General features: G+C 72.5%; 20 protein-coding genes and 1 pseudogene. 13 read left to right on the top strand and 8 right to left on the bottom strand.

The window, feature by feature from the left end; genetic code table 11:
• Nucleotides 1-18 precede the first annotated feature (18 nt).
• Nucleotides 19-2,178, top strand: coding sequence for a germacradienol/geosmin synthase Cyc2 (gene cyc2 / locus ACIQJT_RS19865; protein WP_402645110.1), 2,160 nt, complete (start codon nucleotides 19-21; stop codon nucleotides 2,176-2,178).
• A 234-nt stretch (nucleotides 2,179-2,412) separates the two neighbouring features.
• Here cyc2 and ACIQJT_RS19870 read toward each other — a convergent pair whose 3' ends face one another.
• Nucleotides 2,413-3,618, bottom strand: coding sequence for a hypothetical protein (locus ACIQJT_RS19870; RefSeq protein WP_402645113.1), 1,206 nt, complete (start codon nucleotides 3,616-3,618; stop codon nucleotides 2,413-2,415).
• Nucleotides 3,619-3,806: 188 nt separating this feature from the next.
• On the opposite strand from ACIQJT_RS19870, the gene ACIQJT_RS19875 reads away from it, so the two are divergent.
• Nucleotides 3,807-4,397: a PDZ domain-containing protein gene (locus ACIQJT_RS19875; protein ID WP_402645115.1), complete on the top strand. Its 591-nt coding sequence runs from the start codon at nucleotides 3,807-3,809 to the stop codon at nucleotides 4,395-4,397.
• A 21-nt stretch (nucleotides 4,398-4,418) separates the two neighbouring features.
• Here ACIQJT_RS19875 and ACIQJT_RS19880 read toward each other — a convergent pair whose 3' ends face one another.
• Nucleotides 4,419-5,174 carry a phosphodiesterase gene (locus ACIQJT_RS19880; RefSeq protein WP_402645117.1) on the bottom strand — a complete coding sequence of 252 codons (756 nt, stop codon included), beginning with the start codon at nucleotides 5,172-5,174 and terminating at the stop codon, nucleotides 4,419-4,421.
• Nucleotides 5,175-5,303: 129 nt separating this feature from the next.
• On the opposite strand from ACIQJT_RS19880, the gene ACIQJT_RS19885 reads away from it, so the two are divergent.
• From ACIQJT_RS19885 to ACIQJT_RS19895, 3 genes are all read left to right on the top strand, one after another.
• Nucleotides 5,304-5,927, top strand: coding sequence for a LysE family translocator (locus tag ACIQJT_RS19885; protein WP_402645120.1), 624 nt, complete (start codon nucleotides 5,304-5,306; stop codon nucleotides 5,925-5,927).
• Nucleotides 5,928-6,043: 116 nt separating this feature from the next.
• Nucleotides 6,044-7,168, top strand: coding sequence for an aminopeptidase P family protein (locus ACIQJT_RS19890; protein ID WP_402645123.1), 1,125 nt, complete (start codon nucleotides 6,044-6,046; stop codon nucleotides 7,166-7,168).
• A gap of 47 nt (nucleotides 7,169-7,215) precedes the next feature.
• Nucleotides 7,216-8,160: an aminoglycoside phosphotransferase family protein gene (locus ACIQJT_RS19895; RefSeq protein ID WP_402645126.1), complete on the top strand. Its 945-nt coding sequence runs from the start codon at nucleotides 7,216-7,218 to the stop codon at nucleotides 8,158-8,160.
• Between the two features lie 46 nt (nucleotides 8,161-8,206).
• Here ACIQJT_RS19895 and treZ read toward each other — a convergent pair whose 3' ends face one another.
• Nucleotides 8,207-9,952 (bottom strand): malto-oligosyltrehalose trehalohydrolase, encoded by a 1,746-nt coding sequence (gene treZ, locus ACIQJT_RS19900; RefSeq protein ID WP_402645130.1) that lies wholly within the window; start codon nucleotides 9,950-9,952, stop codon nucleotides 8,207-8,209.
• A 173-nt stretch (nucleotides 9,953-10,125) separates the two neighbouring features.
• On the opposite strand from treZ, the gene ACIQJT_RS19905 reads away from it, so the two are divergent.
• The 3 genes from ACIQJT_RS19905 to ACIQJT_RS19915 all read left to right on the top strand — a co-directional run bounded on the left by ACIQJT_RS19905 (nucleotide 10,126) and on the right by ACIQJT_RS19915 (nucleotide 12,602).
• Nucleotides 10,126-10,677, top strand: coding sequence for an FHA domain-containing protein (locus ACIQJT_RS19905; protein WP_402645133.1), 552 nt, complete (start codon nucleotides 10,126-10,128; stop codon nucleotides 10,675-10,677).
• Nucleotides 10,678-10,815: 138 nt separating this feature from the next.
• Nucleotides 10,816-12,180, top strand: coding sequence for a M14 family zinc carboxypeptidase (locus ACIQJT_RS19910; protein WP_402645136.1), 1,365 nt, complete (start codon nucleotides 10,816-10,818; stop codon nucleotides 12,178-12,180).
• Nucleotides 12,177-12,602, top strand: a complete 426-nt coding sequence (locus ACIQJT_RS19915) for an SSI family serine proteinase inhibitor (RefSeq protein ID WP_402645138.1) — start codon at nucleotides 12,177-12,179, stop codon at nucleotides 12,600-12,602. Before ACIQJT_RS19910 ends, ACIQJT_RS19915 begins: the two co-directional genes overlap by 4 nt.
• A gap of 28 nt (nucleotides 12,603-12,630) precedes the next feature.
• Here ACIQJT_RS19915 and ACIQJT_RS19920 read toward each other — a convergent pair whose 3' ends face one another.
• The 3 genes from ACIQJT_RS19920 to glgX all read right to left on the bottom strand — a co-directional run bounded on the left by ACIQJT_RS19920 (nucleotide 12,631) and on the right by glgX (nucleotide 18,876).
• On the bottom strand, nucleotides 12,631-13,881 hold the full coding sequence (locus tag ACIQJT_RS19920; protein ID WP_365457020.1) for a M14 family zinc carboxypeptidase: 1,251 nt from the start codon (nucleotides 13,879-13,881) through the stop codon (nucleotides 12,631-12,633).
• A 211-nt stretch (nucleotides 13,882-14,092) separates the two neighbouring features.
• Nucleotides 14,093-16,447 (bottom strand): malto-oligosyltrehalose synthase, encoded by a 2,355-nt coding sequence (gene treY, locus ACIQJT_RS19925; protein ID WP_402645141.1) that lies wholly within the window; start codon nucleotides 16,445-16,447, stop codon nucleotides 14,093-14,095.
• A gap of 296 nt (nucleotides 16,448-16,743) precedes the next feature.
• Nucleotides 16,744-18,876: a glycogen debranching protein GlgX gene (gene glgX / locus ACIQJT_RS19930; RefSeq protein ID WP_365457026.1), complete on the bottom strand. Its 2,133-nt coding sequence runs from the start codon at nucleotides 18,874-18,876 to the stop codon at nucleotides 16,744-16,746.
• 196 nt (nucleotides 18,877-19,072) lie between these two features.
• On the opposite strand from glgX, the gene ACIQJT_RS19935 reads away from it, so the two are divergent.
• From ACIQJT_RS19935 to ACIQJT_RS19950, 4 genes are all read left to right on the top strand, one after another.
• Entirely contained in the window at nucleotides 19,073-19,891 is an 819-nt protein-coding gene (locus ACIQJT_RS19935) for a Tat pathway signal sequence domain protein (protein ID WP_365457028.1), read from the top strand.
• A gap of 58 nt (nucleotides 19,892-19,949) precedes the next feature.
• Nucleotides 19,950-21,266, top strand: coding sequence for a copper amine oxidase (locus tag ACIQJT_RS19940; RefSeq protein ID WP_365457031.1), 1,317 nt, complete (start codon nucleotides 19,950-19,952; stop codon nucleotides 21,264-21,266).
• A 72-nt stretch (nucleotides 21,267-21,338) separates the two neighbouring features.
• Entirely contained in the window at nucleotides 21,339-22,613 is a 1,275-nt protein-coding gene (locus ACIQJT_RS19945; RefSeq protein ID WP_365457229.1) for an SAV2148 family HEPN domain-containing protein, read from the top strand.
• A 108-nt stretch (nucleotides 22,614-22,721) separates the two neighbouring features.
• Complete coding sequence (locus tag ACIQJT_RS19950; RefSeq protein WP_365457034.1) at nucleotides 22,722-23,444, top strand: 3'-5' exonuclease; 723 nt, start codon at nucleotides 22,722-22,724, stop codon at nucleotides 23,442-23,444.
• Nucleotides 23,445-23,465: 21 nt separating this feature from the next.
• On the opposite strand, the gene ACIQJT_RS19955 is transcribed toward ACIQJT_RS19950, so the two are convergent.
• A complete protein-coding gene (locus tag ACIQJT_RS19955) occupies nucleotides 23,466-23,999 on the bottom strand; it encodes a YbaK/EbsC family protein (RefSeq protein ID WP_365457037.1) in 534 nt (177 codons plus the stop codon).
• Nucleotides 23,960-24,925 (bottom strand): DMT family transporter, encoded by a 966-nt coding sequence (locus ACIQJT_RS19960; protein ID WP_402645146.1) that lies wholly within the window; start codon nucleotides 24,923-24,925, stop codon nucleotides 23,960-23,962. The genes ACIQJT_RS19955 and ACIQJT_RS19960 overlap by 40 nt, the downstream gene beginning before the upstream one ends.
• A gap of 80 nt (nucleotides 24,926-25,005) precedes the next feature.
• Here ACIQJT_RS19960 and ACIQJT_RS19965 point away from each other — a divergent pair.
• A pseudogene (locus ACIQJT_RS19965) lies at nucleotides 25,006-25,910 on the top strand (LysR family transcriptional regulator).
• The last annotated feature ends 39 nt before the right edge of the window (nucleotides 25,911-25,949 follow it).

Here is a 25,949-nt window from a genome sequence, read left to right on the forward strand (position 1 = left end):
CTGGGTAGGGCCCGGCTCATGACGCAGCAGCCCTTCGAACTCCCGCACTTCTACATGCCGTACCCCGCGAGGCTGAACCCGCACGTCGACGAGGCCCGCGCCCACTCGACCGTGTGGGCACGCGAGATGGGCATGCTGGAGGGGTCCGGGATCTGGGAGCAGTCCGACCTCGACGCCCACGACTACGGCCTGCTCTGCGCCTACACACACCCCGACTGCGACGGCCCCGCCCTCTCGCTCATCACCGACTGGTACGTGTGGGTGTTCTTCTTCGACGACCACTTCCTTGAGACCTTCAAGCGCACGCAGGACCGCGCCGGCGGCAAGGCCTATCTCGACCGGCTGCCCCTGTTCATGCCGATGGACCTGTCGACCCCGATGCCCGAGCCGCAGAACCCGGTCGAGGCGGGCCTCGCCGACCTGTGGACGCGGACCGTGCCGTCGATGTCCACCGACTGGCGCCGCCGTTTCGCCGTGGCCACCGAGCATCTGCTCAACGAATCCCTGTGGGAGCTCTCGAACATCAACGAGGGACGGATCGCCAACCCCGTCGAGTACATCGAGATGCGCCGCAAGGTCGGCGGCGCCCCCTGGTCGGCCGGCCTCGTGGAGTACGCGACCGCCGAAGTGCCCGCGGCCGTCGCCGGGTCACGCCCCCTGCGTGTGCTGATGGAGACCTTCTCCGACGCCGTCCACCTGCGCAACGACCTGTTCTCCTACCAGCGCGAGGTCGAGGACGAGGGGGAGCTCAGCAACGGCGTCCTCGTCCTGGAGACCTTCTTCGGCTGCACCACGCAGGAGGCCGCCGACACCGTCAACGACGTCCTCACCTCACGCCTCCACCAGTTCGAGCACACCGCCCTCACCGAGGTCCCCGCGCTCGCCCTGGAGCACGGACTGTCCCCGGCGGAGGTGACCGCCGTCGCCAAGTACACGCAGGGACTGCAGGACTGGCAGTCCGGCGGCCACGAATGGCACATGCGCTCCAGCCGCTACATGAACGCCCGCGCCGACACCACCTCCCCCTGGCAGACCCTGACCGGCCGCGGCACCTCGGCCGCCGACGTCGGCGCCCTGCTCGCCGCGGCCGGCGCGGAGCGGCTGCGGGCCCACACGCACGTACCGTTCCAGAAGGTCGGCCCGTCCCTGCTGCCCGACTTCTACATGCCGTTCCAGGTGGAGCACAGCCCCCATCTGCCCGGCGCCCGCCCCCGTCTCGTCGAGTGGACGCACCGCATGGGCATGCTCCAGGAGGGTGTCTGGGACGAGGACAAGCTCGCCGCGGCCGACCTCCCCCTGTGCGCCGCGGGCATCGACCCGGACGCGAGCCCCGAGGCCCTGGACCTGAGCTCGCACTGGCTGGCCTGGGGCACCTACGGCGACGACTACTACCCGCTCGTCTACGGCGGCCGCCGCGACCTCGCCGCCGCCCGGCTCACCACCCGGCGGCTGTCGGACTGCATGCCCCTCGACGGCGAGCAGACACTCGTCCCCGCCAACGCCATGGAACGCGGTCTGATCGACCTGTGGGCCCGTACCACGGCCGAGATGACCCCCGACCAGCGGCGCACCCTCAAGGACGCCGTGAACGTGATGACCGAGAGCTGGGTCTGGGAGCTGGCCAACCAGATCCAGCACCGCGTCCCCGACCCGGTCGACTACCTGGAGATGCGGCGCGCCACGTTCGGCTCCGACCTCACCATGAGCCTGTGCCGCATGGGCCACGGCCCAGCCGTCCCGCCGGAGGTCTACCGCAGCGGCCCCGTGCGCTCCCTGGAGAACGCCGCCGTCGACTACGCGTGCCTGCTCAACGACGTCTTCTCGTACCAGAAGGAGATCGAGTACGAGGGTGAGATCCACAACTCGATCCTCGTCGTGCAGAACTTCTTCGGCATCGACTACCCGACCGCGCTGGGTGTCGTCCACGACCTGATCACCCAGCGCATGCAGCAGTTCGAACACGTCGCCGCCCACGAACTGCCGATCGTGTACGACGACTTCGGGCTCTCGGAGGAGGCACGCGAGGTCATGCGCGGTTATGTGACCGACCTCCAGCACTGGATGGCCGGCATCCTGCACTGGCACCGCACGGTCGACCGCTACAAGGCCGAACACCTGGCCAGCCGCACCCACGGCTTCCTCCCGGACCGCCCCCCGGCGCTTCCCCTGGCGGGCTGACAGCGGGGGCTCACCAGGGCGGCCCGGCAAGGGGGACTCAGTCGGGCGGTCCTTGACTCGGCACGCCGGCACTCGGATCCCCGGCCGCCTGTGGGGCGTCTCGACGGCCGGTCTCCTCGCCCGCCCGTGTGGCCGCGCCGGAACGGGGGCCGCCCCTCCGCCCGGTGCGACGACCGCAGGGCGGACGGCCCGACCGGCCGGCCCTCCGGAGCGCTCCGACCCCGACCGCCCGCGTCAGTGCCGCGGGCGGTCCTGGAGCGCCACGTACAGGCGTCGCGCGCGCTCCGCCTGGACCGGTTCGCCCAGCCGTTCGAAGTCGTCGGCGAGAGCGCTCAGTTCGCCGGTGTCCAGACTGCTCGGGTCGTCGGACCGGCGCAGCAGGCTCTGGTCGAGCTCGATCGCGTCGAACCGGCGTATCAGCGCGACCAGGGCCAGGTCGGTCAGACCCTGGTCCAGAGCCAGATCGGTCCAGGTGCACAGCGGTTCGTCGGCGGGGTCCGTGCCGAAGAAGAGGCGGTCGGTGTCCTGGGCCCACCGGCGCAGCTCGGCCGGATCCGCTCCGGGCCGGGGTATCTCGCTCAGTCCGCACGCCGTGTCGAAGTCCGTCTCCCGCACCTCGTCCAGCAGCGGCAGGTCCTCGGCCCGGCCGTGCAGACCCACCAGCACCGCGGCCAGCCGCAGTTCGTCCGTCAGCGACGACCGCGTCTCGTACCGCAGCAGCCTCCGCAGCAGCTCCAGGTCGCCGTCACGCCGGTCGAACTGCGCGGCGCGCAGCGCGAGTCGACGCCGTACGGCATCCGCGGCCACCGCCTCCCACACCGCGGTGTCACCCGCGCGCAGGGCCGCGAGATCCCCGCGGCCCTGCGCGAGGACCGGCTCCCACACGGGCGGCGGGGGCGGCCCGATCAGGTCGTAGGCGCCGCCCTCCTCCGCGCCGAGAAGGACGAAGCCGGGCTCCGTGCGTGCCAGGGCGGCGTGCAGCATGCGCATCAGCTCCACCGGTGAGCGCTCGGGAAAGCCCAGGGCGGCCCGGAGTTCGGCGCGCTCCGCGTCGAGGGAGATCTCGCACTCCTCGCGGATCTCCCGCTCCACCTCGGCGACGTACGCGAGGATCCTCTCCTCCCCGTCCTGCGGGGACAGCCGGGTGCAGTCGTGCCACCCTGGCAGGCCGATCACTATCTCCAGCGCCTCGTCGACACCGGAACCGATGATCCCGGCCCCGCCCTCGGAGTCGGCGTACAGCACGGAGCCGTCCCCGCACACGAAGTACGTGCCCCCGGTGTCGTCGCCCGCCACGATCTCCAGCGGGCCGCCCGAGGCGAGACGGACCGGCTCGACATGGCCGTGCTCGGCGCGGGCGAGGGAGAAGTTGAAGGGGAAATCGGCGAGTGCGGCCAGTCGGGCGTCCTGCCGGAGCAGCGCCAGGGCGTGATCGGTCATGTCACGGAACGTAACAGCCCTCACTGACAGCGGGACTTCGCCGTCCCACATGCCGCTTCACAACTTACCTGCCGGATCCGGACGCCTTTCCGTTCCTGACCACCCGTCAGTCTCACTCGTTCGTGGCTCGTCGCGTGCCGGTGTGCCGGGTAGACACCAGCCGGTGGTGATCGAGCCGGAGGCGATCCATGGAACAGACTGCGCTGCGTCCCAAGCCGATGCCCGGTCAGGAGCCCGGCGGGGGAGGGAAGTCCGGGCCCGCCCGGCGCCCGCATGCCGCGCGTCGGCGCGGACGCCGGCTCACGACCCTGCTGTTCGGCCTGTTCGTCGCGGTCGTCCTGGTCCTGGCGGGGGTGGGACTCGGGACCGTCGGAGCCACCGTGGTCGGCATGAGCGAACTCGCCGAACTCCGGCGGCAGGCGGGACCGCACCAGGACGGCCCGTCCGCCCCGGCGCACCCGGGCCCCGCACTGCCGTCGGCCGCGCCCGCCACGGCCCCCTCGCCGGGACCCGTCGCGCCGACTCTCGGTCTGGAGGTCGTGGACGCGGAGAAGACGGGCGCGCTGGTGGTCGGCGTCCATGTCCCCGGCCCGGGTTTCGCGGCGGGCCTGGTCCGCGGCGACGTACTCCTCGCCTTCGGCCGGACCCGTGTCGACACGGCAGACGACCTCGCACACGCCGTCGCGCACGCCCGCGCCGGCCGCGAGGTCGTGCTGACGGTCCGCCACCGCGGCGGCGGTTACCAGCAGCTCACGGCCGTACCGGGAGTCGTCGTCTGAGCTCCCGGCCGGTGCGCGTGCTCATGTGACCACCCGGAAGTGCGTGGTCAGCCGCCCCGCGTCGTCCAGCACATGGAAGGCCAGGCCCACCGGCGCGTCCCGGTCCGCGATCCGCTCGCCCTCCCAGGGCAGCCGCAGCGTCCAGGTCACCCCGGGCCCGACGGCCAGGGGCCGCCCGGCGAACACGCTCGCAGCGGGCGTGTGCGCATGACCCGTGATCAGGCCGGCGATCCGGGGCCGCCGCTCCAGCAGCGCGGCCAGCCGCCCGGGGTCGTGCAACCGGTAGGAGTCGGGCAGCGGGTGGTGCAGCGCCACCGGCGGATGATGGAAGGCCAGCAGCGCCGGAAGACTCCCGTCCAGTTCGTCGAGGGTCGCCTCGATCCAGTCGTACGTCTCCTCGTCCAGCGCCCCTTCGTCGCTCCCGGGGATGCTGGAGTCGCACATCAGTACCGCGCCGCCGTCGAAGACGCGCACGCTGTTCACCGGCCGGTCGGACACCGGCTGCCGCAACAGGGCCTTGCGGTACGGGGCGCGGCTGTCGTGGTTGCCCGGGCAGGTGAGCACCGGGAACGGCGGGTCGCCCTCGTGCAGGCCCAGGATCCGCGCGGCCTCCTCGTACTCGACCTCGGCGCCGTGATCCGCGATGTCACCCGTCACCAGCAGGGCGTCCACCTGTCCCGGCAGTTGCCACAGCCGGTCACGCACCCGCTCGGCGCGCTCCGTCGCCCGTGCGGTCCCGTCGAGATGCAGATCGCTGATGTGTGCGAACACGAGCACGACGTACCCCCTCGTCTAATGTTTTGACTCGATCCAAGCATTAGAAGTGATGCCCGATCAAGTGGCTCCCGTCGGTCGGCGGCGGAAAACCACTGGTCCGGATCCGGCCGCCGACGGCACGATGAGCCCATGCCGACCACGCTCCTCGCCTTCCTGGGGGCCTGCACCCTCATCGCCGCGTCACCCGGCCCGAGCACCGTGCTGATCATCAAGCAGTCCCTGCACGGCAGGCGCTCCGGCTTCCTGACCGTGCTCGGCAACGAGACCGGCGTGTTCCTCTGGGGCGTCGTCGCCGCACTCGGCCTGACCGCGCTGCTGACGGCCTCCGAGATCGCCTACGACGTGATGCGGATCGTCGGTGCCGTCGTGCTCGTCGCCTTCGGCGTCCAGGCCCTGCGGCAGGCGCGCCGCGCCAAGGGGGCCACCGACGATGGCACCTGGGAGAGCACCGGCAGGACCGGCTGGGCCGCCTACCGCGCGGGACTGCTGCTCAACCTCGCCAACCCCAAGGCGGCCGTCTTCGCGATGTCCTTCCTTCCGCAGTTCGTGCCCGAGGGCGCCCCCCACCTGCCCACCATGATCGGGCTCGCCGCGCTCTGGGCGGTCTACGAGATCGGCTACTACGGCCTCTACGTGTGGTTCGTCGGCCGGTTGCGGACCGTCCTGTCCCGCGCGGGCGTGCGCCGGAAACTGGAACAGGTCTCCGGGGGCGTCCTGCTGCTCCTCGGCGTCCGCATGGCCCTGGAGAGCTGACGTACGCCCGGCACCCCCGTCCGGTCCGTCGGAAAGACACGTCGACCGGCTCGCGCGCCCCTCGCCGTCCGGGCAGGATGCTGCCCAAAGACCATGACCCGCCCAGGGAGGCCCTGATGACCGGCACCGCAGCGCCCTTCGCCGCCGACGACTACAGGGCGCGCATGGAGCGCGCGGCACGGTCGGCCGCCGATGCCGGACTCGCCGGACTCCTCGTGGCTCCCGGCCCGGACCTGGTGTGGCTCACCGGCTACGCGCCCACCGCCGCCACGGAACGGCTCACCCTGCTGGTCCTCGCTCCGGGACAGGACCCCGTCCTCGTCGTGCCCACCCTTGAGGCCCCGGACGCCGCCAAGGCCGCCGGCGCGAGCGCCCTGACCCTGCGGGACTGGACCGACGGCAAGGACCCCTACGCCGCCACCGCCGCCCTCCTGGACGCCGGCGGCCGGTTCGGCATCAGCGACAACGCCTGGGCCATGCACCTGCTGGGCCTCCAGAAGGCCCTGCCCGGCACCTCGTACGCCTCCCTCACCGAGGCCCTGCCGATGCTCCGCGCGGTCAAGGACGCGGCGGAGCTGGAACTGCTGGCAGCCGCGGGAGCGGCCGCCGACGCGGCCTTCGAGGAGATCCGGAAGGTCCGCTTCGGCGGGCGCCGGGAGTCGGAGGTCGCCGCCGACCTCGCCGACCTGCTGCGCCGCTTCGGCCACTCCCAGGTCGACTTCACCATCGTCGCCTCCGGCCCCAACGGCGCCAACCCGCACCACGAGGTGGGGGACCGGGTCATCGGACGCGGCGACATGGTCGTCCTCGACTTCGGCGGCCTCAAGGACGGCTACGGCTCCGACACCTCCCGCACCGTCCACGTCGGCGAACCCACCGACGAGGAGCGCCGGGTGCACGACCTCGTGCGCGCGGCGCAGGAGGCGGGCTTCCGGGCCGTACGGCCCGGTGTGCCCTGCCAGGAGGTCGACCGGGCCGCCCGCGCGGTCATCGCCGACGCCGGGTACGGCGAGTACTTCATCCACCGCACCGGGCACGGCATCGGCGTCACCACGCACGAGCCGCCCTACATGATCGAGGGCGAGGAACAGCCCCTCGTCCCCGGCATGTGCTTCTCCGTGGAGCCCGGCGTCTATCTGCCGGGCCGTTTCGGGGTACGCATCGAGGACATCGTCACGGTCACCGAGAACGGCGGCCGCAGGCTCAACGACACCACCCGCGAGATGGTCATAGTGGACTGACCCGGACCCAGGAGCCCCTCCACCCCTCGAGCGACTACGGCGCGACCATGACCCAGGCACCGACACCCACCGCGGACACGGTCCGCCGGCTGGTCCGTTCCCTGCTCAAGGACAGCCCTCCCGACACGGGCGGGCCCGAGGTCCGGCCCGTCACCGACGGCGGGCACTCCACCTGGTGGATCGGCACCCGCCATGTGCTGCGCCTGGCCCCCGACCGCGACGCCTCCACCCGCGGACGCCGTGAACTGCGGCTGCGCGACCTGGTCCGCCCGCACGTGCCGGTGACCGTGCCGACCAGCGTGGCGCAGGGGGAGTGGGCGCCCGGACTCGCCTACACCCTCGACACCAGGGTCCCCGGCGGCTCGGCGGAGGAGCACGACGTGTCCGCCGTCGGCGAGGCCGATCTGGCGGGCCTGCTCACCGGCCTGCGCGAGGTACCGGTACGGCAGGCCGAGGCGCTCGGCGTCCCCCGCGTCGGTCCGCGCTCCCTGGAGGCGCTGCGCCGGGAGGCCGGCCGGGCCGCCGAACGCCTGCACGCGGCCGACGAGTTCGACCCGGCCCGCCTCCAGCAGCTCACCTCGCCGGCCGCGGTCCAGCTCGCCGCGCAGCCCGGCAGCGCCGTCCTCGTGCACCACGCCCTGACCGGCGAACACCTCGTGATCAGCGCGGACGGCCGGGTGCGCGGGGTGCTCGACTGGACCGACACGGTCGTCGGCGACCCCGCCGAGGACATCGCAGGCCTCGCGCTCGCCGTCGGCTCACCCGCCGCGGTGCGCGCCGCCACCCTCGCCGGGTACGGCGCCAGACCCTGTCTGCGCGGGCTGTGGCTCGCCCGCTGCGACACCGTGATCCGCCTCGCCGCGGGCCTGGACGGACGCGCCGCCGAGCCCCTGCCGCTCCTGCGCACCCGGCTGCGGCGGGCCTGGGAGGCGATCCTCCTGGAACGCGTCACCGAGCTGCGCGACGAGGAGACGGACGACGCGGAGCTGTAGACGTCTCCACCTGCGCTTTTCTGTGCACGGGAGGAACGTCGTCAGGTCACGCCTGCAACAGCACCACGCACGACTCCCCGGGCACATGCAGCACCCCGTCCGGACCCGGCGCCTGCACCGGCTCCCAAGCCGCCAGCACACGGGCCTCGCGAGGCCCCAGAGGGATCGCAGCCGGCGACTTCGCGAGGTTCACGGCCACCCGGACGTCCCCGCGGCGGAAGGCGAGCCACCGCTGTTCCGTGTCGTAGGCGACCCGGGTGTCGGCGAGGTCGGGGTCGGTGAGGTCCGGCTGCTCGTGCCGCAGCGCGAGGAGCCGGCGGTACCAGGCCAGCACCCGCGCGTGTGGCTCGCGTCCGAGCTCGGACCAGTCCAGGCAGGAGCGGTCGCGGGTCGCCGGGTCCTGCGGGTCGGGCACGTCCTCCTCGGCCCAGCCGTGCTCGGCGAACTCCCGCCGCCTGCCCCGGCGCACCGCCTCGGCGAGCTCCGGATCGGTGTGGTCGGTGAAGAACTGCCAGGGGGTGCTCGCCGCCCACTCCTCACCCATGAACAGCATGGGCGTGAAGGGCGCGGTCAGCACCAGTGCGGCCGCGCAGGCGGCCAGGCCGGGGGAGAGGGACGCCGCCAGCCGGTCGCCCTGGGCGCGGTTGCCGACCTGGTCGTGGGTCTGGGAGTAGCCGAGCAGCCGGTGCGCCGCCGCGCGCGTACGGTCCAGCGGGCGCCCGTGGCTGCGGCCGCGGAAGCTGGAGTAGGTGCCGTCGTGGAAGTAGCCGCCGGTGAGGGTCTTGGCGAGCGAGGCCAGGGGGGCGCGGGCGAAGTCGGCGTAGTAGCCCTGGGACTCGCCGGTCAGCGCGGTGTGCAGGGCGTGGTGGAAGTCGTCGTTCCACTGCGCGTGCAGCCCGAGACCGCCCTCGGCGCGGGGGGTGATGAACCGCGGGTCGTTGAGGTCGGACTCGGCGACGAGGAACAGCGGACGGTCCAGCTCGGCGGCGAGGTCGTCGACGGCGGTCGACAGCTCCTCCAGGAAGTGGCAGGCGCGCGTGTCGACGAGCGCGTGCACCGCGTCCAGGCGCAGTCCGTCGATCCGGTAGTCCCGCAGCCAGGACAGCGCGCTGCCCAGCAGGTACGCGCGCACCTCGTCGGAGCCGGGGGCGTCGAGGTTGACCGCGGAACCCCAGGGAGTGTGGTGCGTGTCCGTGAAGTACGGTCCGAAGGCGGGCAGGTAGTTCCCCGACGGGCCCAGGTGGTTGTGCACCACGTCCAGGACCACCCCGAGGCCCACCTCGTGCGCCCGGTCGACGAAGCGCTTCAGGGCCTCGGGACCGCCGTAGGGCTCGTGCACCGCCCACAGGGAGACGCCCTCGTAGCCCCAGCCGTGCCGTCCCGGGAAGGGGCACAGGGGCATCAACTCGACGTGGGTGACGCCGAGTTCGACGAGGTGGTCGAGGCGGGCGGCGGCCGCGTCCAGGGTGCCCTCGGGGGTGTAGGTGCCCACGTGCAGCTCGTAGAGGACCGCTCCCGGCAGCGCCCGGCCCGTCCACGGGGCACGCCAGTCGTACCGCTCGTGCTCGACGACGGCGCTGAGTCCGTCCGGGCCGTCCGGCTGACGGCGTGAGCGCGGGTCGGGCAGCACCGGGCCGTCGTCCAGCGCGAAGCCGTACCGGGTGCCGTGCTCGGCCTCCGCCTCGCCCCACCACCATCCCGAGCGCTCCGGATCACGCTCCAACGCGTGCGTGGCGCCTCCGCAATGGAGCGTCACGCGGCCGGCCTGCGGTGCCCACACCTCGAACTGCACGGACGGTTCCCCTTCGTCTGCTCACCGTGATGTAGCCCGTCCATGGTGCTTCAAACGCGATCAATCCGCCTGGGAATCCGCCGCTTTGCGGCGGGTGTCGTCGGGTACGCGCGTGCGGCGGCCGTCGTCTCGTTTTCTGGACACCCGCGGTTCACTGCCCGACAATCACCAACGTGACGTCGTCCTTCGAGTTCAACACGTACCCCGCGCGGCTGTCCGACGCGGAGCGCGACAAGGTGCTGAAGGTGCTCCGTGACGGCGTCGCCATGGGCCGCCTGTCGCACGACACGTTCGTGCGCCGCATGGAACTGGCCCTCGTCGCGCGGCGGTCCGACGAACTCGCCGTGCTCACCGCGGACCTGCCCCAGGAGAGCCGCGTCTCCCGACTGGTCTTCGGCACCGTCGAGGCCGTGTCCGGATTCACCGTGAAGCTGCGCAGGGCCTGGCAGGCCGAGCGCCTGCCCAAACTGCTGCTGCCGCACCCCGGCAGCGGCCACGCGCTGCGCATCGGCCGCGACCCGGCGAACGGCCTGCGGCTGACCCACGAGACCGTCTCCCGCGTCCACGCCGAACTCACCCGGCAGGCCGGCATGTGGGTCCTGCGCGACCTCGGCTCCACGAACGGCACCACGGTCAACGGCCGGCGGGTCATCGGCGCCGCCGTCGTCCGCGAGGGCGACCAGGTCGGGTTCGGCCGGATGGCCTTCCGGCTCGCGGTCAACTGAGCCCGACCTCAGCTCTGGCCTGGGCTTTACGTGTGGTCGCGGTGCAAAAACCTTTCCGCCGCACGGTGTTGACGTACCCCCCAACTCGTGACTGACTGTGCGTACACCATGCACACCAGGTGAACCGACGGCACCACATTGTGGAGGTGTGCCCTGCCGCCCCTCCTCCGCTACCCGACCGTCGACGAGCTCGGCGCACGGGCCGCGGCGCTCGTCGCCCGCCATCCGAAGGACGCCCGGCTGCGCCGCGCCGGCACCTCCCGCGCGGGGCACCCCCTGTGGCTGCTCTCGGTCGGCCACGGCAGCCGCCAGGCCCTCGTCGTCGCCGGCCCGCACGCCAACGAACCGGTGGGCGGCGGCACCGTCCTCAGACTGGCCGAGCGCGCCCTGGACGACCCCCGGCTCACCGTCGAGGCCGACGCCACCTGGAACCTGCTGCTCTGCCTCGACCCCGACGGCCTGCGCCGCAACGAGGGCTGGCTGCGCGGCCCGTACTCCCTGGGCCGCTACTTCCGCACCTTCTTCCGGCCCGGATTCGGCGAGCAGCCGGAGTGGCTGCCCGACGGCGCGGACGCCGCCGCACTCCCGGAGACCCGCACCCTGCTCGCCCTCCAGGACGAACTGCGGCCCTTCCTCCAGTGCTCCCTGCACGGGGTCGACGTCGGCGGCGGCTTCGTCGAACTCACCCGCGACCTGCCCGGCCTCGCCCGGCGCGTCGCCCACACGGCGGCCCGGCTGCGCATCCCGCGCGAGCTGGGCCCGTACGACACCCTCTACTGGCCCTCTCTCGGCCCCGCCGTCTACCGGATCCCGCCGCCCCGCCGCGGTGACCTGGCCGCCGCCATAACGGAGGCCGCCGTCGAGTCGACCTGGTACCACCCGCACCGGCACGGCACCCTGACCGCCGTCGTCGAGGCGCCCATGTGGGGCGTGGCCGCCGTGGAGGACGACGGCACCCCCGCGGACGCGCCCGCCGTGCTGCGCACCGTCAGCCACACGCTGCGCCGCGACGCGCGGCTCCTGGAGGACGTCCTGGCGCGGATCCGCCCGCACGTCCCGGCCACCCCCGACGCCGCCCGGCTGCTCGCCCCGGTCGAGGACTATTTACTGGTCTGCCCCGGACTCGCCGACGCCTGGGACCCCGACGTCACCGACGGCGGCCGCCCGATGCCCCCGCTCAGCTCCGGCCACCTGGCCGCGCTCCGCATCGCCGGACGGCGCCTCGCCCTGCGCACGGCCGGGCTCCTGCACCAGCTCGTGACCCGCGCGGGCACCGATCCCACCGGCGCGCTGCCGGAACTGGACCGGCTCGTCGACCTGTGGTGCGCCGACTACCGCGACGGCTGCGGTGCCCGCTGGATCCCGGTCCCGCGCCAGATCGAGTACCAGTCCCGCGTCGTGCTCTCGGCCTTCGAACTCGCCGCGCGGGACGCGCCCGTGTGCTCCCGTTCGGGTGAGCCGGGCTGGGGATCCGAGGCCGCCGTGCCGATGCACCGGGAATGACGCACACGAACACAGCGACAGCGGTACGGCGAGCGGCACACCTGGGCCTCACGGCGGCGACCGCCCTCCTACTCGCCGCCGCGGCCCCCGCGACGGCCCGGTCCTTCCCCGGCGACGACCACCTCTACCTCATGGTCACCACCGGCGACGGCCGCTCCAGCGACACCCGCGGCACCCTCCTGCTGTGCGACCCGCCCCAGGGCCACGGCCGTGCCGTCGAGGCCTGCACCCAGCTGGACGCCGTCGACGGACACATCGACGCCCTCCCGCTCGCCGACGTCTACTGCCCGATGCTCTACGCGCCGGTCACCGTCCAGGCCCGCGGCCAGTGGGACGGCCGACCGGTCGAGTACCGGCAGACCTTCTCGAACGGCTGTGTGATGAGGGCGCGGACCGGAGCGGTCTTCGTCCTGGACGGCTGACCCCCGTCCCGCGCGCGGGGGCCCGGGTTCACCCCGCCCGCTCGCGCGCGTGCAGCGCCACCGTCACGACCGTGCGGGCCTGATGCTCGATCTGGTGCTCCAACGGCACCCAGCGGGCCCCGAAGCGTTCCGCGAAGGAATCGCTCCACGCCTTGACGAGCCGTTCGAGTCGTGGGGCCGCACGGTCGTCGCTCTCCCGGAGGACCCGCAGCAGCATGGCCGCCGCCCGCAGCGGCAGCCGGCGGGAGAACGCGTCCACACTGCCGATGTACGCCCGTGTGTCGTCGGCGGGACGGGTGCGCACCCAGTCCGCCGCCAGCCCGGGCACCAGCTCAAGGCCCCAGGTGGCGGCCCGCAGCAACGGCCCGCCGGCGCCCTCAAGACGCGGCAGCGCGTCCGTCAGCACCCGCTCCACCGCCCGCGACTGGATCAGCAGCCGGCCCGCCAGCCACCGCATCGCCGCCGCCGGAGCCGGATGCGGAGCGGGATCGTCCACCAGGTCGCTCGCCCACATCGGAACCTCGACCACTGCGGTCAGACCCCCGTAACGGTGCGCGTGGTACCAGGTGCTGCGCCGCGCGTCGTCCGGCATGCTCGGGTACGCCGCCCCGGCTCCCGGGGCCGGCATCACATGCACCCCGGGCCCGGACGCCGGCCAGCCCGCCGCGTCCGAGGCACCGGTCTCCACCGGAATGTGCAGCTCCGCCGCGGACTTGGCGAAGGGCTCGGCGACACCCGGCACGTCCTTCGTCAACTGCACCCAGCTCCCGCCCAGGTCGGTGCCGTGCAGCGTCACCTGGACATAGGGCCGCAGTTCGTCGATCAGCCCGGTCAGGGCGCGGGTCTCGGGCGGCAGCCGGTCGGACGGCAGCATCGCGGGCGCCCACTCGGGCTGCTCCGCCCCGGCCGGCCGGAAGAAGCCGAGGTGGTAGTCGAAGAGACTGCGCGGCGCCGGGGTGACGTGCAGGCCCGCCCCGTCGGGATCCGCGCACAGCAGGAAGTGCCAGGAGGTGTCCGCCCGCAACTCCCGCTCGGCCAGCACCCGGCGGGCCACCGCCAGGGCCGCGGGGCCGCCGGTCGGTTCGTTGGCATGGGCGCCCGCGACCACCAGGACGGCTCTGCGGGCATGGCCGACCGACAGGACGTGCAGGGGCCTGCCCGCGCGCGAGACACCCACCTGCCGCAGCCGGCAGACGCCGGGCCACTGTGCGGCCGACGCCCGCGCGGACCGGACCAGTTCGGTCACCGTGGGGTAGCGCAGTTCCGGCAGGAGACTCACCCCCGACACGTCCGACCGGCCTCGCAATCCGCAGTACCCCACGGTCCGGTTGAGGTGTCAAGAACGCCTTGGGGGAGCCTCCAGGGGGCGCCCGGAGGCATTCACCGGCAGCAGGCAGGACCGTGGGTGCCGGCCGAGCTGTGCACGCCCCCGCGACCCTGGTGGCGGCCCGGCGTCCCCGCTGGTGCGGTCCGCGCCCGGCCGGCGACGGTCAGTCCGCGGCAACCCGCTCCAGCAGCGCCACCGGTGACTCGCCCAGGAGCTCAGCCACGCGCGCGTGCCCGGAGAACTCCCGCTCCGGCACCAGAACGTCCCGCCAGACACCCGGCGGCAACGGCAGCACCGTCTCCCCCCAGCCGCCCGCCTGCGCCAGCCGCAACGACAGCCTGGTCACCGCGGTGACCACCTCCCCGGAGCGCGCGAACGCCACACAGTGCGCCGCCGCGGGCCCCTCCGCGGCCAACGGCGTGTACGTCGCCGCGTCACCGAAGACGTCCGGCCGACGGCGGCGCAGCCGCAGCGCCGCCGCCGTGAGCGCGTCCTTGTCACCGGAGTCCCGCGGCGGGAACCGCACGGCCCGTCTGTTGTCCGGGTCCACCAGCGCCAGGTACCGGCCCTCCGTGCCCTGGTACACGTCCGGCACGCCGGGCATCGTCAACTGCACCAGGGCCGTGCCCAGCTCGTTCGCCCGGATGTGCGGTTCGAGGCGGGTGCGCAACGCGGCCACCCGCTCGCCCTGCGGCCCGCACGGCCCGGCCGCGACGAACTGGGCCACCGCCTCCTCGTACGCCGGTTCCTGCTCCGTCCAGCTCGTGTACAGCCCCGCCTCGCGCACGTGCTTCAGCAGCGCCTCCTGCACCCGCTCCGGGGCGGCGGGGCCGAGCCCGAACACCGTCTGCCAGGCCGCCCACGCCAGTTGCGCGTCCGGCACGCCCTCGCCGGTGCGGGTCACCTCGGCCAGCGTGTCCGCCCACCACTGCGGGCACTCGGTGAGCACGGCCAGGGCCGCGCGCACGTCGGCACTGCGCTTGGTGTCGTGCGTCGACACCACGGTTCCCGTCAGCGGCCAGTCCCGCTGCACACGCGTGCAGTAGGCGTGGAACTCCTCCGGCGGGACTGCCGGGCTCCCGGGGTTCCCGCCCACCTCGGTCGCCGACAGCAGCGGCACATAGCGGTAGAACGCCGTGTCCTCCACCGACTTGGCCCGCAACGCCGACGCCGTCTGCGCGAACCGCGTCCGGAACTCCACGTGGTCCGGCCCGTCACCGGCCCGCCCCAGCACCAGATCCCGTACGACGTCGACGGCGCCCGCCTCCTCCGGGACCACGAAGGCGAGCCGGGCCTCGGCCGCGGCCTCCTCGGTGACGACGGAGGCGGCGTCCGAGGAGCCGTAGGGACGGTAGACCTCCATCCGCACCAGGAGTTCCTCGAGCGCGGTGCGCAGCGCCCAGGGCGCGCGGTCGCGCAGTGCCGGCTCCGGGGACGTGGCACACACGCGTGCCGTCACTCGGGTCAGCCGGTCGATCTCGGCGGCCAGCTCGTGCGTGATCACCTTGTACGCCGCCCGCCGTGCCGTCGCGGCCCAGTCGCCGCCGCGGTCGGTCTGCGGGGCCGCGAACCGCCGGTACTGGCCGAGGAGTTCCCCGAACCCCGCCGGATCCGTGAAGAGCCCGTCGATGTGCCTCAGGGCGTCGTACCCCGTCGTCCCCGCCACGGGCCAGGACGCCGGGAGGTGCTCCCCGTCCGCGAGGATCTTCTCCACGACCGTCCAGCGCCCGCCGGTCGCCTCATGCAGGCGCCGCAGGTACGTGTCGGGGTCCGCGAGGCCGTCGGGATGGTCGACCCGCAGCCCGTCCACGACCCCCTCGTGCAGCAACTGGAGGATCTTGGCGTGGGTGGCCTCGAACACCTCGGGGTCCTCGACCCGCACCCCGATCAGCTCCGAGATGCTGAAGAAACGCCGGTAGTTGAGCTCCGTACGGGCCAGCCGCCACCACACCGGCCGGTACCACTGCGCGTCCAGGAGCTGCGGCAGGGGGAGGTCCGCGGTGCCCTCGCGGAGCGGGAAGACGTGGTCGTAGTAGCGCAGCACCTCGCCGTCCACCGTGAGGTTGCCGAGCTCCGCGCCGAGCGGGCCCCCCAGCACCGGCAGCAGCACCTGGCCGCCCTGCGCCTCCCAGTCGATGTCGAACCACCGCGCGTACGGCGACTTCGGGCCCTCCCGCAGGACCTCCCACAGGGCGCGGTTGTGGCGCGGGTCCATCGCCATGTGGTTCGGCACGATGTCCGCTACCAGTCCGAGACCGTGCTCCCGCGCCGTGCGCGACAGTGCTCGCAGCCCGTCCTCGCCGCCCAGTTCCTCGCGCACGCGCGCGTGGTCCACGACGTCGTAGCCGTGCCTCGAACCCGGGACGGCCTCCAGGACGGGGGACAGATGCAGATGCGAGACGCCCAGCGAGGCCAGATACGGCACGGCCGCCGCCGCGGCCGCGAACGGGAACTCGGGCTGCAACTGGAGGCGGTAGGTGGCCGTCGGCGCCGACGGGTCGGTTCGCTCAGGTGTCATGCAGACGTACGTACCCGTCCTGCGGCCTTTCGTGTCACCGGGTGCTCCATGTGCGCGGGGCGGGGACGTCGGGACGATCCCGTGCCGTCGTGACACCGAGGGCGCGAACGGGACCGTTTCGTCGTGACGGCACTGGATCGTCACGACGAAACGGTCTCGTCCCGACGCCTGCACCCACGGCGCGACGGCACGGTCCCGTCGCACCGCCCCCGGTGCGCCCGACCCCGTACCCCGGGCGCACCGCACCGACCCTCCACGCCCGCGCACCCACCCACCGGCGCACGGACACACCCCGGCTACACGGGCCGCTGCAACACCGTCATGCTGCGGTCCACCAGCGTCAGCCGGTCCCCGGCCTGCACCTTCGCCCCCGTGCCCGGCGGCACCCCGTCCGGGCGGGCGGTGTCGACGACGACCTCCCACTGCCGGCCGTGGTTGACCGGGACCACGAAGTCGAGCGTCTTGGGGGAGGCGTTGAACATCAGGAGGAACGAGTCGTCGGTGATGCGTTCGCCGCGGGTGCCGGGCTCGGAGATGGCGTTGCCGTTGAGGAAGACGGTCAGCGCCGAGGCCTGCGCCCGGTCCCAGTCGCGCTGGGTCATCTCCTTGCCCTGGGGGGTGAACCAGGCGATGTCCGACAGCTCGTCGTGGGTGCCCTCCACGGGCCGTCCGTGGAAGAAGCGGCGGCGCCGGAAGACCGGGTGGTCCTTGCGCAGCCACACCATCGCGCGCGTGAAGGCCAGCAGCTCGGCGCCGAGCCCCGTGGCCTCGTCGCCGATCTCCTCCGGCCACTGCACCCAGGCCAGCTCGCTGTCCTGGCAGTAGGCGTTGTTGTTGCCGCGCTGGGTGCGCGCGACCTCGTCGCCGTGACTGATCATGGGCACGCCCTGGGACAGCATCAGCGTGGCGATGAAGTTGCGCATCTGGCGGGCGCGCAGCTCCCGCACCGCGGGGTCGTCGGTCTCGCCCTCGGCCCCGCAGTTCCATGATCGGTTGTGGCTCTCGCCGTCACGGTTGTCCTCGCCGTTGGCCTCGTTGTGCTTGTCGTTGTACGAGACGAGGTCGTGCAGGGTGAACCCGTCGTGGCAGGTGACGAAGTTGATCGAGGCCAGCGGGCGCCGGCCGTCGTCCTGGTAGAGGTCGGAGGAACCGGTCAGCCGGGACGCGAACTCCGCGAGCGCGCGCGGCTCGCCCCGCCACAGGTCCCGTACGGTGTCGCGGTACTTGCCGTTCCACTCGGTCCACAGCGGCGGGAAGTTGCCCACCTGGTAGCCGCCCTCGCCGACGTCCCACGGCTCGGCGATCAGCTTCACCTGGGAGACCACGGGGTCCTGCTGGACCAGGTCGAAGAACGACGACAGCCGGTCCACCTCGTGGAACTGCCGGGCCAGGGTGGCCGCGAGGTCGAAGCGGAAGCCGTCGACGTGCATCTCGGTGACCCAGTACCGGAGCGAGTCCATGATCAGCTGGAGGACGTGCGGGGACCGCATCAGCAGGGAGTTCCCGGTGCCGGTGGTGTCCATGTAGTACCGGGGGTCGTCCGTGAGGCGGTAGTACGACGGATTGTCGAGCCCCTTGAAGGACAGCGTCGGGCCCAGGTGGTTGCCCTCGGCGGTGTGGTTGTAGACGACGTCCAGGATGACCTCGATCCCGGCCTCGTGCAGCGCCCGGACCGCCGACTTGAACTCCAGGACCTGCTGGCCGCGGTCGCCCCAGGAGGCGTACGCGTTGTGCGGGGCGAAGAAACCGATCGTGTTGTAGCCCCAGTAGTTGTTCAGGCCCATGTCGACCAGACGGTGGTCGTTCACGAACTGGTGGACCGGCATCAGCTCCAGGGTGGTGACGCCGAGCTCGACCAGGTGTTCGATGATCGCGGGGTGCGCGAGGGCGGCGTAGGTGCCGCGCAGCTCCTCGGGGAGCCCCGGGTGCCGCATGGTGAGGCCCTTGACGTGCGCCTCGTAGATCACCGTCTCGTGGTACCCGATCCGCGGGCGCCGGTCGTCGCCCCAGTCGAAGTACGGGTTGACCACGACCGACGTCATGGTGTGCGGCGCCGAGTCGAGGTCGTTGCGCTTGTCGGGCGAGTCGAAGTGGTAGCCGTACACCTCCTCGCCCCAGCGGATCGAACCGCTGATCGCGCGCGCGTACGGGTCGAGCAGCAGCTTCGACGAATTGCAGCGCAGACCGCGTTCAGGAGCGTACGGGCCGTGCGCGCGGAAGCCGTAGCGCTGTCCCGGCATCACGCCGGGCAGATACGCGTGTCGGACGAACGCGTCGCTCTCGCGCAGTTCCACCGCCGTTTCCGAGCCGTCGTCGTGCAACAGACACAGCTCTACTCGGTTCGCCGCCTCCGTGAAGACCGCGAAGTTGGTACCGGCGCCGTCGTACGTGGCACCGAGTGGATACGCCTCTCCAGGCCAGACCTGCATGAAACGACTCTTTCAGCTGTCCCGCGCCGCGTGGGGCCCCTAGGCCCCGAGTGTCCCCGAAAGTGATGGAACCACCTATGACTTACGTCCCTCTTACCGATCGACCGGTGCACAGGGCGACCACAGCGACGTTCTGTGCCGAACAAATTGGGGCAGACACATACTCCCGGACATGCCCGGGGAGTAGGGGGAAGATGTGCGCAAGATAGTGCACCGCCACCTCGGGAAGGTGGTGGCAGGTGCGGCGATCGCGGTGGCCGGGACCGCCGTGATGGTCGGGATCACCCTGCCGGGCACGGCGGGGGCGGACGACACGGGGGGCGGCAAGGCGGCCTCGGGCCGGTCCGTGGCACAGGCGGGCCAGGGCGCGGACGGGGCGGTGGCGCCCGGCGTCGTCGAACAGGCGCCGGCCGCCGAGGGTGACAAGGGCAAGGGCCGCGACCCGCTCACCGACGACGAGATCGAGCGGGTCGAGCAGATCGCCGTGAACCCGCAGCTGCGCGACACCAGTGAGGACGTCGAGGGCGACCGCGGCCCCGAACGCCTCACCGTCGACCTCGCCGACCCCAGGGCCGGCGAACTGGACGACCCGGACGCGCCCCGGCGCGCGAACGTCACGTTCTACGACTACCGGGACGACACCCTCGTCACCAGGACCGTCGACCTCGACAGCGGCAAGGTCGTCGCGACCGGCACCCAGCACGGCGTCCAGCCGCCGCTGAGCAGCGCCGAGTACACCGAGGCCGCGAGCCTGCTGATCGCCGACCCGCTCGGCGCGGACCTGAAGGCCGACTACAAGGACGCCACCGGCAAGGAACTCACCGACCCGAACCAGTTCCTGCTCACCGGCGCCGTGTACCGGGCCGTCCCGGGCGGGCAGCCCGCCGTGCTCGACAAGTGCGGTGAGCACCGCTGCGTGCGGCTGTTCCCGAAGGTGAAGAACGGCCCCTGGATCGACGCCAGGGCCTTCGTGATCGATCTGAGCGCCCGCAAGGTCGCCAAGCTCGAAAGCTGATCGGTCCCCTTCCGTCCACTTTTCCCACCTGCTCCTTCCGCAAGGGAGTCTTTTCTTCATGCGTGTCAACAGAATCAGCCGCGCGCGCAGGCACGCGGCCATCGGCGTGTCCGTGGCCGCGCTGGCCGTCGGTGTCACGACCGCCGCGGGACCGGCCGCCGCCCAGCCGAGGGCCGCCGCGGCCGCGGCCGAGTGCAGCGCCGCCTACAAGATCGAGCAGAAGCTCGCCAGCGGCACGACCTGGCGGATGTGCTGGCGCTACGACAGCAAGGCCGGCATGGTCCTGGAGGACATCTCCTACCAGCCCAAGGGCGAGGCCAAGGCGATCAAGGTCCTCAACAGCGCCCGGCTCGGCCAGATCCACGTGCCCTACGACGACGGCAGCGTCGAGTACGACGACCTGACGGGCTTCGGCTTCGCGCAGGGCCTGATGAACCTGGACCCGGGCGAGTGCCCCGGCGGCACCATCAAGAAGGTCAAGGTCCCGGACTCCTGGGACCCGGACCACGCGGACGTCAACGGCCTGTGCACGACGACCCGTTCCCGCGGCCACGCCTACCGCATGCAGGGCGACAGCGCGAACAAGGTCTACCAGGCCCAGGGCAAGGACCTGCTCGTCTACTCGGTCAACCAGGTCGGCTGGTACGAGTACATGACCGAGTGGCGCTTCTCGGACGACGGCACCATCACCATGAACCTCGGTGCGACCGGCAGCCTCTCCTACGAGGACTACGACGCCGGCGACGGCCGCGGCTGGCCCATCGGCAAGGGCCCCCGCGCCCAGGCCACCAGCCACAGCCACAACGCCTTCTGGCGCCTGGACTTCGCCCTCGACGGCTCCTCCAAGAACCGGGTCGAGCAGTACGACTCGACGGTCACCGCGGCCGCCCAGGGCCAGCAGGCGGCGACCGTCAAGACCACCCGCACCCCGGTCACCAAGGAACTCGCGGGCGACTCCAAGAGCTACCGCTGGTGGCGCATGGTCAGCGCGGTCGGCAAGAACAAGGACTGGCACCCGCGGTCGTACGAGATCGTCCCGGGGCCCAGCACCAAGTACCCGGGCCGCTCCTTCACCAAGCACGACGTGTACTTCACCGAGTACAACCCGTGCGAGCAGTTCGCCAGCAACAACACCGGCGACTGCGGGACCGGCGCGGGCAAGTCCGTCGACAAGTGGGTCAACGGCCAGTCCCTCACGCACCCCGTCGTCTGGATGAACGTGGGCTTCCACCACATCGCCCGGGACGAGGACCAGCAGCCCATGCCCGTGCACTGGCAGGGATTCTCCATCGCCCCCAGAGACGTCACGGCTATGAATCCGCTCACTCCGGCCGAGCTCGCGGGGCAGAACGGGCACTGGGAATGGGGTAGTTGAGATTGACCCTGTCCATCCGGCTGCACCGCCGACCGCTCCCGGAGTACCCTTCCTTGATCGTTGGCAAGGGGAGTGCTCGGGGGAGCGGAAGGCGGTGCGCGGGTGGGCTCGGGAGGGCTGGAGTTGCCCCCTGGTGACGAGGGTCACGAGGGGAACTCCCCAGACGCCCCGCCCGGCACGGTGTCCCTGGCCCGGCCGATGGACGCGGGAGCGACGATCGGGCCGGAGCTGGACTGGGACGCCGACGCCTGGCGCGAGGTACGGACGCGCGCACAGCGGGCCGGCCGGGCCTACATCTGGCTGAACCTCGTCGAACAGCGGCTGCGGGCCGTCGTGGCCGCTGTTCTGCGTCCCATCTACGAACCCGTCCACGGCCACGACGACTGGGTGGTCGCGGCCGCCGGCCCCGCCGGACAGGAGTGGGTGCAGCGCGCGGTCGCGGTCCGCGAGGTCAGCCGCCGCAAGGGCTATCTGCTCGACCCCGCCGACGACAACGTCCTCAGCTTCCTCACCCTGCCCCAGCTGCGCGAGCTGATGGTGCAGCACTGGCCGTGCTTCGAGCCCTACTTCGACGACCGCCGGGACGTCGAACTGGCCCTGGACGAGCTGGAGGTGACCCGCAACGTCGTCTCCCGCAACCGGGCCCTGTCCGAGGCGGTCCTCGGCCAGGCCGAGCGCGCCTCCGCCAAGCTGCTCGAGATGCTCGGCGCCGGGGGCGACGTGCCGTCCGCGCGCAGGCTGCCCGTCGACGCGGTCGAGGACCTGGTCGGCGACCGGTACGCCGACGTGGTCGCCGTGCACCCCGACCGGGTGCGGCTGCTGCGCCAGTTCCCCGCCGAGGACATCTTCGGCGGTGCCCGTCGCCTCGACGCCGTCGGCATCGGCCTCAACCTCCTCGTGCAGAACTTCTCCGGGCGCCGCCTGGTGCGCCTGGCCGAGGCGGGCTGCCGGGTGCGGCTGCTGTTCCTGAACCCGGCCTCCAGCGCGGTCAAGCGGCGTGAGCGGGAACTGGGCATGAAGCGCGGCGAGTTGAGCCGCGCCGTCGAGATGAACATCCTGCACATGCGCCGGGTGCGGTCCCGGCTGCGCGACCCGGGCGCCTTCGAGATCCAGGTCTACGACGACACCCCGCGCTTCACGGCCTACCTCGTGGACGGCGACGGCTCGGACGGCATCGCGGTCGTGCAGTCCTATCTGCGCCGGTCGCGGGGGATGGAGGCACCGGTCCTCGTGCTGCGCAACGGCGGCCGGGTGGTCAAGGCGGGCGACATGGACGACAGCGGCCTCTTCCCGACCTACCGCGAGGAGTTCGAGACGAACTGGGCGGATTCGCGACCGGTGTCCTGAACGTCCCCTCGTGCGGGCGCCAAGCGGAACGCGGTCCTCTGATTGTCAGTGGCGCATGGGAAGGTGGAGACCACTGGGGGAAAGCACCACCGAGGAGGGGGACCGCCCATGGGCTGGCACCGAGAGCTGCTGATCGGTTTCGACCTGGAGACCACCGGCACCGATCCGCGCGAGGCGCGCATCGTCACGGCCGCCGTGATCGAGGTCAGGGACGGGCAGCCGCTGGGGCGCCGGGAGTGGCTGGCGGACCCGGGCATGGAGATCCCGGCGGACGCCGTGGCGGTGCACGGCATCAGCAATGAGCGGGCGGCCGCCGAGGGCCGCCCCGCCGACCAGGTCGCCGACGCCGTCGCGGACGTCCTCGCGACCTACTGGAAGACAGGCGTCCCCGTGGTCGCCTACAACGCCGCCTTCGACCTGAGCCTGCTCTCCGCCGAACTGCGCCGGTACGGCCTGCCTTCGCTGCGCGAGCGCCTGGGCGGTCTCGACCCCGCACCGGTCATCGACCCCTACACCATCGACCGCTCGGTGGACCGCTACCGCCGCGGCAAGCGCAACCTCGAAGCGGTCTGCACGGAGTACGGCATCGCCCTCGACACCGCCCACGACGCCGGCGCGGACGCCCTGGCCGCGGCCAAGCTGGCCTGCGCGATAGCCGTCCGGCACCCCAAGGTCGCGGGGCTGGGCCCGGCGGACCTGCACCGCCGTCAGATCGAGTGGTACGCCGAGTGGGCGGCGGACTTCCAGGACTTCCTGCGCCGCAAGGGCGATGCGACGGCGGTGGTCGACGGCACCTGGCCGCTGCGGGAACCGGCCGACGAGACGGTCTGAGAGGGCGCCCCCCAGGGCATCTCACCCCGGCAGCACATCCGGCAGCACATCCGGGAGCGGAGGGCTCGCGACAGCCTCCACCCGCGGCTTCGCCAACCGCTCGTAGTCGGGCCCCGACATGCGCAGCGACCGGTCGAGCCGCGCGGCGTTGAAGTACAGCCGGGGCTGCTTCACGACCTCCGGATCGGCGACGACCTCCAGTTCGGGATGGAAGCTGAACGGCAGCACCGTGCCGGGGACCGCGCGGGCCAGCCGCTCGGCGGTCTCCGCGTCGCTGAACCCGACGTAGCGCGCGGCGAACAGCGCCCGGACCGCGTCCAGGTCCACCCGCCGGTCGCCGGGCACGACCGCGAGGACATGCCGGGTGGTCCGGCGGTCCACCTTGACCCTGAGCACGATGCACTTCGCGGCCTCGGAGGCGGGGTGCCCGCGCAGCGCGCACACGGCGTCGGTGGTGCCCTCGGGCGCGTGGTCGATCAGCTCGTAGCCGACGGCGGAGGTGTCGAGCAGGGAGATCAGACGGTCGTAGGTGTCGTAGGTGTCGTCGCCGGGCATCGGGTGTCCTCTTCGGTGGTCTGGACTGCGGTGCGGGGCAGGGCGGTTGTGCGGTGGGCGCGTTCCACGGACTGTCCCCAGTAGGTGCCGGTGATCATCATGACCGCCCCGAGTCCGGTCAGGGCGGTGAAGTGCTCGCCGCCCAGGGCGACTCCCGCCGCCGCGGCCCAGATCGGTTCGGTGCCCAGCAGCAGACTGGCCCGGCTGGCCGAGGTGCGCTGCACCGCCCAGGTCTGGGCGAGGAAGGCGAACACGCTGCAGAACAGGGCGAGATAGAGCAGTTGCGTCCAGGTCGCCGCGTTGGCGCGGGCCAGGGCCGGAAGGTCGCTGGCGGCCAGGGGGAGGAACAGGACGGTGCCGACGAGGGTCTGCACGGTGGTGAGGTGCAGCGGCCGTACCGCCCGGCCGGCGGTGAGCCGGCCGACTAGGGCGACATGGCCGGCCCGGACGACGGCGGCCCCCAGCATCAGCAGGTCGCCGAGGCGGGGCGCGTGGAAGCCGTTGCCCGCCATGAGGAGTCCGACGGCCAGGACGCACACACCGGCGGCCGCGTAGAACGCGGGCGGCAGACCGCCCGGGTGCCCGGTGCGGTCGAGGAGGGGGGTGAGGACGATGGTCAGGCTGATGATGAGCCCCGCGTTGGCGGCGCTGGTGTGGGCGACGCCGTAGGTCTCGACGAGCAGGACGGCGGCCTGGGTCAGGCCCAGGGGCACCCCCGCCCGCAGTTCCGCACGGGTCCACCGGCGCGGCCCCCGCCCGGGGGAGGCGACGACTCCGAGGCAGGCGAGCGCGGACAGGGCGTAGCGGGTGAAGAGGACCAGCAGGACGGGGAGGGCGGAGGTCGCGGTCTGGGCGGAGAGATAACTCGAACCCCAGACGATCGCGACCAGCAGGAGTACCAGGTCGGTACGGCGGGCGTCGGACACCCACCCACCCTGCACCTCTCCGTCTCTGAAGCCCAGAACCACTTTCTTCAACGATCTTTTAGTACTCCTACACTGTGGTGATGGACGAACGACAGCTCCGGATCCTGCGGGAGCTCGGCGAGCTGGGCAGTGTCACGGCGGTCGCCGAGGCCCTGCTGGTGACTCCGTCGGCGATCTCGCAGCAGCTCAGGCTGTTGCAGCGGTCGGTGAGGGTGCCGTTGACCGAGCGCGACGGCCGGCGGCTGGTGCTCACGGACGCCGGGCAGGCGCTGGCGGGCGCGGCCGTCGAGGTGGAGACGGCGCTGGCCCGGGCCCGGCACACGGTCGAGGAGTTCGTGGACCGGCCCGACGCCGAGGTCTCGGTGGCGGCCTTCCACAGCGCGGGCTCGGCCTTCTTCCCGCTGCTGCTGCGCGCCCTCGCCGCCCCCGGCAGCCCGGTGCCCAGGCTCGCCGACGAGGACGTTCCGCAGGAGGACTTCCCCCGCCTCACCCGCGAGTACGACATCGTCCTGGCCCACCGCCTCGACCACGCCCCCGCCTGGCCGCCCACGGTGACGGCCACGACGCTCCTGCGGGAGCCGCTGGACGTGGCCATGCCCGCCGGCACCCGCTGGCGGCGAGGCGCCGGGTGACCCCGGCGGACGTGGCCGGCGAACCCTGGATCACCGTCCACGACGGTTTCCCGGTCATGGCCACCGTCGAGGCGATCGCGGCGGCGGCCGGCCACCGCCTGCACCTGGCCCACCGCATCAACGAGTTCGCGGTGGCCGCGGAGGCGGTGGCGGCCGGCGGCGGCCTGGCGCTGATGCCCCGCTGGACGATGCGCCGCCACCCGGCGCTGGTCCTGAGACCCTTGAGCGGAGTACGGGCGAGACGCCACATCGACGCCCTGTACCGGCCGGAGAGGACGGCTAGGAGGGCGGTGCGCACGGTTCTGACGGAACTGAAGTCCGCGGCGCAGGCCATTCAGGGCGCGGACGACTGACCAGGGGGCGCGGGACCGCACCGATGCGCGGCTCCGCCG

It is taken from the genome of Streptomyces sp. NPDC091972 (assembly GCF_044756385.1).
Taxonomy (GTDB): Bacteria; Actinomycetota; Actinomycetes; order Streptomycetales; family Streptomycetaceae; genus Streptomyces.